The following is a 16,207-nucleotide window of genomic DNA, read 5'->3' on the forward strand; positions in this document are numbered from 1 at the left end:
ACTAATTATAATCACTTACAAGTTAAAAGCAGAAGAGATTATATCTGGGTAGTAGATAGCTATATTTTGCTATCCAGAGTCAAACTAACAGCTTATTAAAGTCTAAGTGATTTGGTTCACAGTTATAAATACTTGCCACCTTATTAGAGAAGCTGTCGCAGAACTGATTTGTTTTGATATGTCCTTATTATTCCTTTTTGGGTGAAAGGGCATGTAGTCGTGAAATAGCAATCGGTGAATTATATGTCTGAACTATACGATGTCATCATAATTGGTGGCGGTGCTGGTGGTATGTCAGCCGGGGTTTATGCTGCTCGTGGCAAAATGAAAACCCTGATCATTGAAGATAAGCGAAATACAGGCGGTCAAGCCGCGACAACCAGTGAAATGGAAAACTACCCAGGTATTGTGGAAGCGACAGGTCCACAACTTATGGATATGTTCCGTGAACACTGTAATAAGTTTGGTGTGGAGTTTGCTCGCGGACTCGTGTCTGAAATCACAATTGCTGATGATGGCTTTATTAAGACGCTAACAACGAGCAAAGGCGAAATTTATCAGACCAAGAGCATCATAGTAGCAACGGGTGCTACACCGCGCATTCTAGGTATCACGGGTGAATTAGAGTTCCGTGGTAAAGGTGTTTCATACTGCGCAACTTGCGATGCTGATTTTTACGAAGAGCTTGACGTTGTCGTTGTAGGCTCCGGTAATACTGCGGTTGAAGAATCTGTATTCCTCACCAAGTTTGTTAATAAAGTCACCATGATCGTGCTGCATGATCAAGGCATTCTTGATGCTGATCGCACAGCCCAAGAGCAAGCATTTGCTAACGATAAAATCGAGTTTGTTTGGAACTCTGTGGTTGAAGAAATCTGCGGTGATGAACTTGTTAGCGGTGTGAAGCTTAAGCATCTAAAAACAGGGGAAATCACAGAGCTGTCTGCTGATGGTGTCTTTATGTTTGTTGGCACGGTGCCAAAAACAGATTTCATTAAAGGCCAAGTGGCATTAAGCCCACAAGGTTATGTCATCACCAATGAAAAACAAGAAACCAATGTTCCCGGTATTTTTGCAGTGGGTGATGTCGTTGATAAATTCCTTCGTCAAGTAGTCACCGCAGCCGGCGATGGTGCAATCGCGGCAGTCGCGGCAGACCGTTATATCGAAGAAGAAGAAAATTGGCGCAAATCTGTGTCTGAGTTTGGCGGTACGGCAATGGTGGCGTTCTGGAATCCACTAAGCAAAGAAAGTTTAGCTGTGATTAATCAGCTAGAACAAGATTGCAAAGATAAGCCAGATCAGCGCGTTGTCACTATAGATACCTATAAAAGCCAAAATATTGCGAACCGTTTCTCGGTTTCAGATGTGCCAGTTGTGATCCGATTTGACGCTGGGCAGGAAGCCAAGCGAGTGAATGTTAAGGATATTGCTGAGTTAGATACTCTGTATTAAGGAAAACGCAATGATCGAACTAAATAAAGATAACTTTGATGCTGAAGTGAAAGTAGATGGCGTTGTACTGGTTGATTTCTGGAGCGAAAGTTGTGGTCGCTGTATTGAACTGATGCCAGAAGTAATGGAATTAGCTGAAAAATATGGCAACGAGATCAAATTCTGCAAACTGAATATTCAAGGTAACCGTCGCTTGGCGATGGCGCAGAAAGTGATGGGTCTTCCTTCATTTGTTTTCTACAAAAATGGTGAAAAGATTGAACACCTTTCTGGCGAAGAGCTAGAAATGGAAGATGTTGCGAACAAAGTAGAAAGCTACATCGCTGAAACAGCATAAAAGTATAAGTAGGTGTAACTGATCTACACCCAATGAATTTGTATTTAATAGGCAACGGCCTGTTGGCGCAAATATAAGCCTCGCTTTCTCTACATGGCTTTCGATGAAAGCAGGGTAAGAAAGAAAGTGCTTTATAAAATCCATGTGAACTCAGTACGTGGTTGTCCATAAGCTGATAAGCATGATCGTAGTAATCTGTACCCTTGGAGTGAACAATGCTCAAAGATAAGAAAGTTATTATCTTGGGAGACAGAGACGGTGTACCAGGACAAGCAATTGAAGCTTGTATCAAATCTGCTGGTGCGCATGTTCTTTTCTCTACAACTGAGTGTTTCGTCTGAACCAGCGCAGGTGCTATGGATCTGGAAAATCAAAAGAGGATCAAAGGTTTTGCTGACGAGTTTGGCCCAGAGAATCTGGTAGTCGTACTTGGTGGCGCGGAAGCAGAAGCTTCTGGCCTAGCGTGTGAAACCGTTACTAACGGCGATCCTACTTTTGCCGGTCCATTAGCCGGAGTCCAGTTAGGACTCTCTTGTTATCATGTGGTTGAGCCGGAAATTAAAGAAAATGTGGATGCTGGCGTCTATGACGAACAGATAAGCATGATGGAAATGGTACTTGATGTCGATGCCATCGTGGCAGAGGTTAAAGAGTATCGTGAGCAATTCGGAAAGTATGTTTAATCGGGAGAAAGATTGTGTTCGCTAATAAAACAGTGATCATTCTTGGAGACCGCGATGGCGTACCTGGTCAGGCAATCGAAGCTTGCATGAAGACTACAGGTGCTCACGTTGCTTTCTCTACTACAGAATGTTTCGTCTGAACAAGCGCTGGCGCAATGGATCTGGAAAATCAAAAGCGGATTAAAACACTTGCTGAGGAAAAAGGCGCAGAGAATCTCGTTGTGATTCTTGGCGGCGCAGAAGCAGAAGCTTCTGGCCTAGCATGTGAAACTGTCACCACAGGTGATCCGACTTTTGCAGGACCATTAGCGGGAGTCCAGTTAGGACTTTCTTGTTATCACGTGGTGGAAGACGAAGTTAAAAATGCCGTTGATCCAGCTGTCTATGAAGAACAAGTTGGAATGATGGAAATGGTACTTGATGTCGATGCTATCAAAGCGGAAATGCAACAATACCGCAGCGAAACTGCATTAGCATAAGTATATCTCAATGCTGGTTCGGATCTGTTTGTTTAGGCAGGTTCGAACCTTTTATCCGGCTCGGATGCAGGAGTAACAATGGGATACGCAGTAATTAAAGGTGTGAGCTACGTGCTCGCCCATACCCCAGATGTATTGATTCAACACGGTTCAGTACAAGTACAAGCGCGGGCAAAAGATCCTTCAGACCCTTATTTTCAGCAGCTAAAAGACCACCTTCGTCCATATGAAGATGTTGTCTCTTACCCTGCCAACCAGTGTTACATCGGTAACCTAACACCGCAGCAACTCTCTGATATTCCTCAACCTTGGTTTGAAAATAAAGAACACAATGCCAACCAAGGTAAGTTTGGTGAAATTTATAACCAAGCCCAATTTTATGCCATGTTGAACCACGTTGATGTGTTCAATTTGGTGCAACTGACCCAAGAGTTTATCGACACTTACCACGGACAAGTGGCGCATCATTCGTTGTATGGCGATGACGTTGACCTGCTTGCTGGTCACCAGCTCATCACAAAAGATCAAATCTTAGCCTTGCTTGAACATCATCATGCTGAAGTCTTGATGATGAATGGTGAAATTGTCGGTTGTGTGAAAGCTGCGCATGATGAAGATGAAAACTTATCTGCGCATATCATGCTAGAAAACCTCTGCACTAAAGCATCTGGCGTTATGGCGGCAATGCACCTTAAACAGCAGGGGATTGATCTCGATAAAGTCGATTACTTGATTGAGTGTTCTGAAGAAGCATGTGGTGACATTAACCAGCGTGGTGGTGGCAACTTTGCAAAAGCCATCGGTGAATCTATTGGCTGTAATAGCGCGACAGGTTCGGACGTTCGTGGTTTCTGTGCGGCACCAGCGCATGCCATGATGCTAGCCTCTGCTTTGGTTAAGTCTGGCATATTTAAGAATGTGATGGTTGTCGCGGGTGGCGCAGTAGCGAAACTCGGTATGAACGGCCGTGACCATGTTAAAAACAACATGCCAGTGTTAGAAGATTGCATTGCGGGCTTTGCTTGCATGGTGACTGAAAATGACGGTGTTAGTCCAGAAATTAACTCTGACATCATCGGTCGTCACCAAATTGGTACGGGTTCATCGCCTCAAGCGGTTATGACTGCGCTGATTGCTGCGCCACTTAAAGCTGCTGGCATGAAGATGACAGACATCGATAAGTACTCGGTGGAGATGCAAAACCCAGAGATCACCAAACCTGCGGGCGCGGGTAATGTGCCGGAATCAAACTACAAAATGATTGCAGCGCTAGCGGTGAAAGAAGGGCAGATGGAACGCACTCAGTTGCCAGCGTTTGTTGAAAAACATGGCATGACGGGCTTTGCACCAACGCAAGGGCACATTCCATCAGGCGTACCTTTCCTTGGCTTTGGCCGTGACATGATCCTAAATGATGAAATTAAAAACTTCATGATGGTGGGTAAAGGCAGCTTGTTCTTAGGGCGTATGACTAACTTGTTTGATGGTTTGAGCTTCGTGGTTCAGAAGAACAGCGGCAAGCAAGATGAAGTGTTTGATGAGAACCAAGTGAAACAGGTTGTGGCGCAAGCAATGCGCGATGTGGCTGAGAACTTGCTAAACGCGAAGAGCGAGAAGTAATCGGAGGTTGCGATGGCGAATATCAATCAACAACTGTCCGACACGTTTTCAGCAATGGCGGATGGCCTGTTAAGTGGACAATTTGGTAAGAAAACCCGAATTGCTCTCACGCTGATCGGCAGCGAACACGGCCCACAAGAACTGCTCCGAGGTGCTCAATTAGTTGCAAGACAGCATAGCGACATCGAACCGGTGTTAATTGGCTGTAATGATCCTGAGTGTGGTTTTGAATGCCACCCTGCAGAGGATTTAAACCAATGTCACCAAGTGATGGAAAGCTTGTTTGAGCAGAAGCAAATCGACGGTTGTGTCACTTTGCATTATGCCTTCCCTCTTGGTGTAAGCACCATGGGTAAAGTGGTAACTCCGAGTACTGGACGCGAGATGATCATTGCGTCTACGACTGGGACTACAGATACCAACCGCCAAGCGGCGATGCTCAAAAATACCTTGTATGGTATTGCATTAGCAAAAGCGACGGGTATTGAGCAACCGACTGTTGGTGTGCTTAATATTGACGGTGCAGCGTTATGTGAGCGTGGATTACGTGAACTTCAACAAGCGGGTTATGACATTCACTTTGCAGAATCAGGACGTGCCGATGGCGGGATTGCCATGCGCGGTAATGATTTGCTGCAAGGTACGCCTGATGTGATGGTGACCGATAGTCTAACTGGCAATTTGCTGATGAAAATGTTTTCTTCGTTCACTACAGGTGGTAGCTATGAAGCCTCTGGCTTTGGTTATGGGCCTGGGCTGGGTGAAGGTACGGCAGGGAAGCTAGTGAACATTATCTCTCGGGCGTCGGGTGCACCTGTTGTGGCTGGTGCCATGAGATTATGCGCAGATGCAGCAAAAGGAGAGGTGATGAAGCGCGTTGACGAGGAATGGGAAGCAGCAACCTTATCAGGCTTAAACAGTACTTTAGCAAAATATTGTCAGCCAAAAACGCCAGTAGAAACAACAGAAGCTGTAATTGCACCACCTGAAAAGGTGACTGACACAGATATTGGTGGCATTGATATTTTAGAAATCGAAGATGCATGCCAAGCACTGTGGCAAGTGAAGATCTTTGCTCGCACAGGTATGGGGTGTACTGGTCCTATTATCTTAGTGGCAAAAGAAGATTTGGATGCAGCCAAAGCACGTCTAGTTGAAACAGAGTTTCTTAGCTAGCGTCACAACTTAAAAATGATTTATTGAGCATGAAAGCCTAAGGTGAGTAGTGCTCTTTTCTATCTCCCTCCGTTTTATCGATATTTCTCTTATCCCCCATTATTTCGCCGCCTTTCAACAACCAGTAACCAGCAACCAAGAACTAGTAACCAATACCAGTAATCAATATTTAATCTCGCTTATGTCTCATATTTAGGCTTAAAGCTTCGCTCGGTATCAAGTTGAGAGACTAGTCGCCATAATATGTGCTTTGTTTCATTATAATCAGTGCTGTGTTTAACTGATGTCATGAAGTGAAGAGTGGCATCCAGTAATAGTAAGGTTGGCTGATGAATACAATGAGGAAAGCGCTGTTATCCGTTATTGTTTTTTCTAGTTTTGGGCTTCAAGCAATGACGTTTGATCAGTTATCTAAAACCCTTGATGAAGCGAAGCAAGTGATTGATTGTCGCTCGAGTAATTTTTATAACGGATGGCCAGAAGCGGGCTCAAAGCTAGGTGGTCATTACCCTAATGCGGTCAATTTTGATGCCCAGTGGTTGGACAGAATTGACGCCTCGGCGCTTAACCAACTGCTGGTGGAAAAACAGCTAAATGCAGATAAGCCTACCTATTTGTATTGCGACCAAGCGGCTAGCCAAAAAATGGTGACAGCCTTGGCTGACCAAGGATTTACATCGGTATCTGTAATTGAAGAGCCGCTCTCAAATTATTCTGGCTCACTTACCGCGTTACCCAAATTTCAGCAGCTTGTTGGTCCTGAGTGGCTCAAACAAGTCATTGATGGACAGCAACCACTTTATGCTCCTAAAACCGACTATAAACTAGTTGAGGTTGCTTGGGGGCCGCCGACAAAATACCTTGTTTCACATATACCGACAGCACTGTATCTAAATACCAATAATATAGAAACAAAGCCGCTTTGGAATCGAGTTAGTAACGATAAACTCACGGCCTTGCTGCAAGATTTAGGTATTCGTTACGACACCACAGTGATTTTGTATGGGCGCAATAATATGGCGGCCGCGCGTGCTGCGAGTATTATGATGTACGCAGGTGTTGAAGATGTACGCCTACTAAATGGTGGTTGGACGGCATGGGTTGGTGCTGGCTTAACGTCAGAGCCTATGTTGCAAACAGCAGAGAAAGTGGCAGATTTTGGCCGAGATATTCCTGCTAATCCTGAATTGATCATTGATATGGCTGAGGCGAAAGCCATTCTTGATGACTCACCAAAAACGAATTCGTTAGTCAGTATTCGTACTTGGGATGAGTACCTAGGCAAAATCAGTGGTTATAACTATATTAAGCCAAAAGGGCGTATACCGGGTGCAAAATGGGGTCATGGTGGCAGTGATGCAAATAGCCTTGAAGATTTTCGTAACCCCGATGAGACCATGAAAAGCGCTGACGAGATTGAACATTTCTGGCATCAATGGGAAATCGATCGTAATCAGAAAGTGTCTTTTTATTGTGGTACGGGGTGGCGGGCGTCAGAAACTTTCTTCTACGCCTATGTGATGGGTTGGAAAGATATTAGCGTTTATGATGGTGGCTGGTATGAGTGGAGCGGTATTAAAACCAATCCAACCTTAGTTGGTCCTATGTCATAACGATTTTGCATTAGCTCTGGGTCATCTTATTCGGGAGAGAAACTTCGCATTGTGAAGTTGATAGCGGGCAAATTAGCCCGCTATTTTTATATTCAGCGCTTCATTTGTAATGAGGTTTATATAGCCTTATCTGTCTTACACTGGCAGTTAATGGGGTGCCGTTGTTGGCTTAAGAGCCCACGCAAAAGCATCGGCAAAATACTGTTTGCCGTTTTCAGAGATCACTCGACCGTGAGCAAGAATGATGCGGTCAAATGGCCAGGTTAAGATCTCTTGCAGTGACTGACGCAACCGCGTTTTGTCATAAAACGATAACCGCCAATAGAGTGGCATTGCTGGTTGTTGATAGCAGCCATTGAGTAAAGCTAAGCCTATTGAAAGTGGGTTGGTGCAGTCTTTCATCCAAGCTAAGGTATCACCCACAATTAGGGTGTGCGATTGTGGATCACAAAACACCACTTCTTCCATTTTGTCACTCCCCCTGATCAGCGTTTGTAATAGCTGATTACGCCACAATGCAGGCGTTGTCGCGCTCAGGGCATCATCAAAGATCAAGTCAGAGCGCTTTTGTTGTAACCCTGGAGGGGCAAAAAAGTAAGCGTCAGGGTAGGCAAGCCACCATTCAGACAGAAAAAGGTGATGATTAATATTGGGGGTAACAATGGCATGTATTTGCCCCAATCTGCTCAGTGCTAACTGTAATTTAGTCGTAAGCTGTATCGGAGAATGAATAAGCAGTTTTTTATTGTTGAGCCGAATAACGGTCATACGGGCACCCACAGGAATACCGCTCACGTTGAGCGGCATGTCGTAGTACCAAAGGCGATCAGTAGCCCATTCTATCAAGTGGTTATCCTTAACCTAGTTTGTGGTGCAAGAAGGGGGGCGTTAAACCCCCATCAATCCAAGTAAACGTTCAGCGGTTTCAATAGCTTGTTGGCGATTGGCGATATTCAATTTTTGGTACAAATTACGGATATGAGTTTTGATGGTTGTCGATGCAACATCTAGCTCAGATGCAATTTGTTCATTGCTATAACCCGTATATATTAAGCCTAGAACTTGCCATTCACGCTGTGTCAGTGGGCTAGTGCGTACTAACTCCGGTACATCGGGGAGTGTCAGTAGTTTATCGACAAAGCTTTCATCAAAATGAACAGAGCGGTTTCGTTCTTTACTCGTCATTTCACGTAGCAGTTGTTGTGCACGATGAAGTTCAAGCTCACTTAATTGGCGCGTATCGACTAACTCTTTTAGTAGGTCGCAGATGGTATTCGCTTCGCATAAGAAGTTACCAATCATGCCAGTACTATTGGTCAGTTGTAATGCTTCTTTAAGGTATAAAAGTGCAGTATCACGTTCCCCCTGACGTTTACTTAATACCGCTTGTACCACAAGATTTCGATTTTTGTCTGTGACTAAATTGTACTTTCCCGCATCTTCTTGCAGTGAAAGTAAAATTTCATGCGCTTGGTCATACTCGCCGAGCGTCAAGTGCGTTCGGGCAATATTGCGCCATTGTAGCTGCTGGAAGTGGTTACACCCCCCTTCAGGGCGCTCCGCCTGTTTTAGCCAATCAGCCAGGCTTTGATTATCATCTTTTGCTTGCCAGTAAAGAATGTTGGCAAAATCAGCATTTGCACGCCAGTCAATATGGTATTCAGATCGTTCTACCAGGCTGTTACACAGGTCTAAATAGCGTGCACCTTTATCGAGTTCACCACGAGTGATCGCAATACGCGCCAGCATGGAATAGGCGTGCAATGATTTGGTTTCATCAAAAGGAGCTAACACTTCTAGGCTTTTATGGGCACACTCTTCAGCTTCTTCTAAGCGGTTCCAACACCATAGGATCTGTGCACGTAAACGTAGCAAGAACTCATGCAGTGGCACTTGTTGAAGGTGTTGCTCTTTTACCAGCTTGAAGGCTTGATCTAATAGCTCGTAAGCCGATTGAATGTAACCTTGGGCCACCAGAATCTCGCTCTGTTGCAGTAGTGCCCAAAGTGCTTGATGGTAAACATGGTACTGGCGCGCCATTTTTTCTGTCTGCTGCATCATAGGTAATGCACGGCTGAGGTTACCTAAGCAGTGGTGGACCTCACCGACTACCGATGTTGCAACAATTCGGCTGCGGTAAGTCGTTGAAGGCAATTGACCTAGCGCTTGTTCTGATAATAGCAAAGCGTCTTCGGGTTTAGACTGGTTGATCGCAACCTGCGCCAGTAAGGCGTTAAACTCACCTTGCAGCGCATCATCTAACTCGATGCTGTGCTTACTTAATTGTGCTTTGGTCTCATTAATCAGATCACCCACATCGTTATAACGGTGTTGGCTTTGTGCCAGCCATGCGCGAAGGAGAGCAAGGCGAGGAGAAGAGAATAGTTTGTCCGTTGTTAAGGAAGCAATAGAGTCTTCTAGTAATTTCAACTCTCCGTGATGGTACATGTTCCAGCCGAAGTCTGTCAGTACTTCAACAATCAGATCTTGATTCTCACTCTTTAGCGCATGGATCAGCGCTTGTTGCGGGCTTTTTTGTTTTAGCCAAGCGTAAGCCGCTTGTGTATGCAGTTCTGATTGTTGTTGCGGAATTTGAGAATAGCGCTGATGGCGAAGGAATTCTGCAAATAAATTATGGAAGCGATACCAGTTATCGTTACTTTCAAGCGTGTTAAGGAATAATCCAAAACGGTTCAGTGACTCGAGCATTGCCAGTGCATCACTACGGCCTGTTAAGTCAGTCACTAACTGTGCATTGAAAATATCTAATACTGAGCATTGCAATAAGAATTGCTGAGTATCGCGATCGAGTTGATCAAATACTTCTTCCGCAAGGTAATCCCACAAGTGGCCCCGATTAAAGCTTGCCATTGACTCGGCAGATTCTGCTAAGTGATTTGGTTTTTGTTGGGCATGAAGGGCGATCAGCTGTAGTGCTGATGGCCAACCTTCAACTTGCTCGCGCAATGAATTTAGTACTGTGAGTTCAATATCTTCACTGACACGCTTTTGGAAGAAGCGTTGGGTTTCTTCTTGATCGAAGGCTAAATGCTCGTTGTCTACTTCAATCAATAAATCACGCACACGTAGGTTAGCGGTACTCAGTGGTGGTTGAGTTCGGCTCGTGACGACAAGAGTGAGGCAGTCCGGCATGTGCTTAAGGAAGAAACGCATACCGTCATGAATGTCTTCATTGTTGATGACATGGTAGTCATCTAATACTAAATATGTTTGGGCGTTATATTCAGCAATTTCGCCGAAAAGCTCGCTAAATAGCGTTGATAAGCAAGCAAATTGACGGCGTTCAGCCATTGCTTGTGTTTTTAAACAGGCGCCATTAGTGGCTTTGTTTATGGATTGTAAGAAGTAGTTCGCGAATCGAAATGTATCGTTATCGCTTTCATCAATGTTCAACCACCCAGTATGTGGGTGATCGTTTAGCCATTGTGCTGCCATAGTGGTTTTACCGTAGCCCGCTGGAGAGCGGAAAAGTACCAGACGGTAAAACGGTGCTTGATTAAGACGATCCAGCAAGCGAGGACGGAGAATGGCATTATGAAGGCGCGCCGGGCGCGTTAGTTTCGATGGTATCCACATAGTTCTTTTGTCTAATCCGTTGTTTCGACTCTGAATATGACCACAATATAATTCTTGTTATTGGGGAAAGTGACGTAACGACCTTTCACTTCCTTGGTCTGTTATGTTCATTTGGCCTTAAAATCATGCCTTAAATGAATAGTGCGGCATTTGATCTTACCCAATACTTTACCTAGCAAAAGGGCAATGTAACCAGAACATCGCTCTCTCATCCCTTGATTTATGAACCAAATCACAAATATGCTAATTCAACTGGGATAATAATCATCCAGCTGCACGTGAAAATTAGCGATTAAAGTGTGAATCATATTGCATTAATTTTCATTGGATGATGTTCTCTCCCCCCTGAACTTTGGTTTGAGTCACAAAAAGTACGTACTTAACTGACCTACGCCCCTCCTCCTCCTCCCTCTAGTCCCAAAATTCAGGAGGATGCTTTCGTTAGGGATAACAGGCAGCATAGATTCCAGTTGAGATAATCTTAGAGAGAGAATGAACCATGACAACACGTGGTCAAGCACAACAATTTGATAAAGCATTATTTAAAGCTTCAGTAGAGAAGCATTTACTGACGACGTACGCGAAAACCAAAGAAACGGCTGATGCACGTAGCTGGTACTTAGCTGTAGGTAAAGCATTAGCTGAAATCAGCACTGGTAGCCTGCTTGAAACTGAAAAGCACGTTGCTGAACAAAATGTACGTAGCGTTAATTACCTTTCTTTAGAATTTCTAATTGGTCGTCTAACAGGCAATAACTTAATCAGCATGGGTTTGTACGACGAAGTCAGTGCAGCCGTTGAAGAACTAGGTCTTAATTTAACTGATCTGCTAGAAGAAGAACGCGATCCAGCACTCGGTAATGGTGGCCTTGGCCGCTTGGCTGCGTGTTTCATGGATTCACTGGCAGCACAAGAATTTCCAGCTGTAGGTTACGGCCTGCACTATGAGTACGGTCTATTCCGTCAATCATTTGAAGATGGCCATCAAGTTGAAACACCTGACGCATGGCGTGGGATTGAAGGTTACCCTTGGGAAGTAGTACGCCCTGAATTAGCGCAATCTGTTGGTTTATTTGGCCATGTAGAAACGCAGGCTAACGAAAAAGGTGAAGCTCAACGTCGTTGGGTACCTGCAATGAACCTTGAAGGTGTTGCATGGGATCTTCCAATCGTAGGTTATGACAACAAGAGTGTTTACCCACTACGTTTGTGGGAATGTCGTTCACCTGCACCGTTTAATCTACAGCGTTTTAACGACGGTGATTACGTAGGTGCACAATACGGTCAACTAGAAGCGGGTAACGTAACAAAAGTCCTTTACCCGAATGACAATCACGACCAAGGTAAAATGCTACGCCTAATGCAGCAGTACTTCCACTGTGCATGTTCAGTAGCGGACATTCTTCGTCGTCACGCGGCGGCGGGTCATAGCATTGAAGATCTTGCGAAGCTAGAAACCATTCAGCTAAACGATACTCACCCAACAATTGCTATTCCTGAACTTATGCGCATCTTGATTGATGAGCACCAACTAGGTTGGGATGCTGCGTGGGCAATTTCTTCGAAAGTTTTTGCGTACACTAACCACACATTACTACCAGAAGCGCTGGAAACATGGAGCGAAAAACTGATCGCCGATATGCTGCCACGTCACATGGAAATCATTTTTGAAATCAACCACCGCTTTATGCTGGAAGTTGAAGCAAAATGGCCTGGTAATAACGAAGTAAAACGTAAGCTTTCTATTATTCAAGAAGGCCCGCAACGCATGGTACGCATGGCGAACTTATGTGTAGTGAGTACTTACGCAGTTAACGGTGTAGCAGCACTTCACTCAGAGTTGGTAAAGCGTGATCTTTTCCCTGAATTCAACGAGTTATTCCCTGGTCGTCTACAGAACGTAACGAATGGTGTAACCCCTCGCCGTTGGTTGAAGTTCTGTAACCCGGGTTTAACGGAATTGGTTAATGAGAAAGTAGGTAAAGATTGGCCTGCTAACCTCGATAAACTGTCTGGTTTAGCTAAGTTTGCGGAAGATAAAGCTTTCCAAAAACGTTACATGGCAGTGAAAAAAGATAATAAGCAACGTCTGGCTGACTGGGTTCTGGATAACATGGATATCGAGCTTGATACCAATGCTATCTTCGATGTGCAAATCAAACGTCTGCACGAGTACAAACGTCAGCACTTGAACTTGCTACACATCTTAGCGCTATATCACCGCTTAGTGAACGATCCGACATTTGATATGCACCCACGTGTATTTATCTTTGCAGCGAAAGCAGCACCGGGTTATGCATTAGCGAAAGACATCATTTTTGCCATCAACAAAGTGGCAGAAAAAGTAAACAACGACCCACGCCTTGGCGGAAAACTAAAAGTGGTATTCATTCCTGATTACCGTGTAAGCCTTGCTGAAATCATTATTCCTGCAGCAGATGTGTCAGAGCAGATTTCAACTGCCGGCCTAGAAGCATCAGGCACAGGTAACATGAAGATGGCGCTGAACGGTGCATTAACTGTCGGTACGATGGATGGTGCCAATGTTGAGATCCGCGAAGAAGTGGGCGATGAAAACATCTTTATCTTCGGCTTATTAGTAGACGAAGTATTGAAACTAAAAGAAGAGGGTTACGACCCTTACCGTTACTACCATGCAGACAGCCTGCTACGTGCAGCGTTAGATGTATTGGATACAGATGAGTTTACTCCGGGTAACCCAGGTCAACTGGCTGCGATTCGTCAAAACCTACTTGAAGGTGGCGATCAGTACCTAGTATTAGCTGACTTTGCTGACTACGTAAAAGCGCAAGCTCGCATTGATGCGGAATACCGTGACCAAGCAACATGGGCACGTAAAGCAATTCTGAACACAGCACTGGTTGGTAAGTTCAGTTCAGACCGTAGTATTCGTGATTACGTAAACAACATCTGGAAATTAAAAGCGGTTAAACGTTAATCGCATACGGTGCTTAACAGCCCGGTTTAAAAACCTTTTTATCAGCAAAAATAAACATCGTAGCGGCCCAAGGGCCGCTAACGGAGATAACGATGAAAGACAATCAAGCATTAAAACAAGTTGCTGAAATGGTGGGAATTGCCGACAGCTACGTCAGCGCCTGGGGTGATGAAGCCAAAGTAAAAGACGAAACCATTCGACGCTTACTAATGGCTTTAGGTTACGACACCAAGAATGACGAAGCATTGCTCGAGTCAGCACGCAAGAAACACCGTCCAGATGTACTTGCACCTGTGAAAGTAGTACGAAGTGGTGAAGCAATGCACATTGCTTTGCAGCTAGGTGCCAGCGCACGCGTAAGCGATTTTAGCTGGCGCCTAACTACAGAACAAGGTGAGGTGATGGAAGGCTGGTTACAGTCTCAGTTAGTGAAAGATGACCGTGAAGATGGTGGGGAGCTAACGTTTGCTTTACCCGACGATCTTGCATGGGGTTACCACAAACTTGAACTGTTCCGTAAACGCCGTAAATCACCGTTTGAAATGACTTTGATTGTTACGCCAATGTCTTGTTATAAGCAGGAAGCGCTTGTTAATGAGAAGAAGCTTTGGGGTACCAGTGTTCAGCTTTACTCCGTACGTACTAACCATAACTGGGGTATTGGTGACTTTGGCGATTTAAAACAACTGGTAGCTGATATTGCTGCACGTGGCGGTGATTTTGTTGGTTTAAACCCGATCCATTCTTTGTTCCCTGCGAACCCAGAAGGCGCGAGTCCGTATAGCCCATCATCACGTCGTTGGTTAAACCTAATGTACATTGATGTTAGCTCTGTTGCCGAGTTTGCACAGTGTGATGAAGCTCAGCAGCTTGTTGGCAGTCCTGAATTCCAACAGCGTTTAGTGGAAGCTCGCGAAACCAATTGGGTGAATTACAGTGAAGTTTCTTGCTTGAAAATGGCAGTACTTCCATTGTTGTTCGACACTTTTGTTGAGCGTCATATAAGTAAAAAAACGGCGCGTGCCGACAATTTTTTGAAGTTTGTTGAAGATGGCGGTGAAAGCTTACTTCATCAAGCCGCTTTCGATGCGTTACATGCGCATTTGAAAAAACAAGATGATAATACTTGGGGCTGGCCTGTATTCCCTGAAGAATTACGTCATTTTGATAATGCTGAAGTTAAAACGTTTATCAAAGAAAATGGTAAAGATGTTCAGTTGTTTATGTATCTGCAATGGTTGGCGGATAGTCAATTAGCAGAAGTGAACGAACTGGCAGAAGAAAAAGGCATGGCCATGGGCCTTTACCGTGATTTAGCGGTAGGTGTGTGTGATTCAGGTGCCGAGACATGGGCAGATAATGGTGCGCTTTGCCAAGATGTTAGTATTGGTGCGCCGCCAGATATCTTAGGTCCTCTAGGTCAAAACTGGGGCTTACCACCACTAAACCCACAAGTACTCCAAGAAATGTCTTACGAACCGTTTGTACAGCTACTTCGTGCCAATATGCGTAACTGTGGTGCATTGCGTATTGACCACGTACTGGGTTTATTGCGTCTATGGTGGATTCCGAAAGGTGAATCGGCAACGGAAGGGGCGTATATGTATTACCCCGTTGAAGATATGATGTCGATCCTTGCGCTAGAATCACATCGCTACCAATGTACTGTCATCGGTGAAGATCTAGGCACAGTGCCTGATGAGATTGTTGGTCAACTTTCAGATGCTGGCATTCATTCTTACAAGGTATTTTTCTTCGAAACATCTGAAGATGGTGGTTATTACTCACCAAGTCATTACCCTAGTCAATCAATGGCAACATTGTGTACACATGACATGCCAACGCTTCGTGGTTTCTGGCATTGTGATGACCTTAAAATGGGTGCAGAACTGGGTTTATACCCTGATGAAGAACAACTTAATGGCTTATTTGACAGCCGAGCTGAAAGTAAGCAAAAAATCCTTGATAGTTTGAGCTGGCACGGTTACCTTCCACAAGGTGTAGGGCATAATGCTGCATATGTACCGATGGACCGTTCGTTAAGTGAAGGCATGCAACTTCACCTTGCATCGAGCTCAAGTGCATTGCTAAGCCTACAACTGGAAGACTGGTTGGAAATGGATAAACCAGTCAATATTCCAGGAACGGTGAATGAATATCCAAACTGGCGTCGTAAGCTTTCTACTACTTTGGACGATCTATTTACCCGCCAGGATATCATTGACCTGACTCGTCGTTTAACAGAAACACGAGCAAAAGCTAGTCCAAACACTAATCAGGAGTAATGC

Annotated in this window: 11 protein-coding genes; 9 read left to right on the forward strand and 2 right to left on the reverse strand. The window is 44.7% G+C overall.

From position 1 onward, the window contains the following. Window positions 1–243: 243 nt before the first annotated feature. From trxB to ASV53_RS07450, 7 genes are all read left to right on the forward strand, one after another. Complete coding sequence (trxB, locus tag ASV53_RS07420; RefSeq protein WP_062692591.1) at window positions 244–1,455, forward strand: thioredoxin-disulfide reductase; 1,212 nt, start codon at window positions 244–246, stop codon at window positions 1,453–1,455. 10 nt (window positions 1,456–1,465) lie between these two features. Further along, complete coding sequence (trxA, locus tag ASV53_RS07425) at window positions 1,466–1,792, forward strand: thioredoxin TrxA (RefSeq protein WP_062692592.1); 327 nt, start codon at window positions 1,466–1,468, stop codon at window positions 1,790–1,792. Between the two features lie 215 nt (window positions 1,793–2,007). Next, entirely contained in the window at window positions 2,008–2,475 is a 468-nt protein-coding gene (gene grdA, locus ASV53_RS07430; protein ID WP_083541044.1) for a glycine/sarcosine/betaine reductase complex selenoprotein A, read from the forward strand. 14 nt (window positions 2,476–2,489) lie between these two features. Next, complete coding sequence (grdA, locus tag ASV53_RS07435) at window positions 2,490–2,954, forward strand: glycine/sarcosine/betaine reductase complex selenoprotein A (RefSeq protein ID WP_275657090.1); 465 nt, start codon at window positions 2,490–2,492, stop codon at window positions 2,952–2,954. Between the two features lie 78 nt (window positions 2,955–3,032). After that, window positions 3,033–4,574: a glycine/sarcosine/betaine reductase complex component C subunit beta gene (grdC, locus tag ASV53_RS07440; RefSeq protein WP_094956637.1), complete on the forward strand. Its 1,542-nt coding sequence runs from the start codon at window positions 3,033–3,035 to the stop codon at window positions 4,572–4,574. A 12-nt stretch (window positions 4,575–4,586) separates the two neighbouring features. Next, complete coding sequence (gene grdD, locus ASV53_RS07445; protein WP_094956638.1) at window positions 4,587–5,750, forward strand: glycine/sarcosine/betaine reductase complex component C subunit alpha; 1,164 nt, start codon at window positions 4,587–4,589, stop codon at window positions 5,748–5,750. 329 nt (window positions 5,751–6,079) lie between these two features. After that, on the forward strand, window positions 6,080–7,363 hold the full coding sequence (locus ASV53_RS07450) for a sulfurtransferase (protein WP_094956639.1): 1,284 nt from the start codon (window positions 6,080–6,082) through the stop codon (window positions 7,361–7,363). A 147-nt stretch (window positions 7,364–7,510) separates the two neighbouring features. On the opposite strand, the gene ASV53_RS07455 is transcribed toward ASV53_RS07450, so the two are convergent. Both ASV53_RS07455 and malT read right to left on the reverse strand, forming a co-directional pair. Then, window positions 7,511–8,209, reverse strand: coding sequence for a DUF4336 domain-containing protein (locus tag ASV53_RS07455; protein ID WP_094956640.1), 699 nt, complete (start codon window positions 8,207–8,209; stop codon window positions 7,511–7,513). A gap of 42 nt (window positions 8,210–8,251) precedes the next feature. After that, window positions 8,252–10,960, reverse strand: coding sequence for an HTH-type transcriptional regulator MalT (malT, locus tag ASV53_RS07460; protein WP_094956641.1), 2,709 nt, complete (start codon window positions 10,958–10,960; stop codon window positions 8,252–8,254). A 499-nt stretch (window positions 10,961–11,459) separates the two neighbouring features. On the opposite strand from malT, the gene ASV53_RS07465 reads away from it, so the two are divergent. Next, on the forward strand, window positions 11,460–13,919 hold the full coding sequence (locus tag ASV53_RS07465) for a glycogen/starch/alpha-glucan phosphorylase (RefSeq protein ID WP_062692599.1): 2,460 nt from the start codon (window positions 11,460–11,462) through the stop codon (window positions 13,917–13,919). Window positions 13,920–14,011: 92 nt separating this feature from the next. Next, window positions 14,012–16,204: a 4-alpha-glucanotransferase gene (gene malQ / locus ASV53_RS07470; RefSeq protein ID WP_094956642.1), complete on the forward strand. Its 2,193-nt coding sequence runs from the start codon at window positions 14,012–14,014 to the stop codon at window positions 16,202–16,204. The last annotated feature ends 3 nt before the right edge of the window (window positions 16,205–16,207 follow it).

Origin of the sequence: Photobacterium sanguinicancri (assembly GCF_002265265.1) — a bacterium.
GTDB lineage: Bacteria > Pseudomonadota > Gammaproteobacteria > Enterobacterales > Vibrionaceae > Photobacterium > Photobacterium sanguinicancri.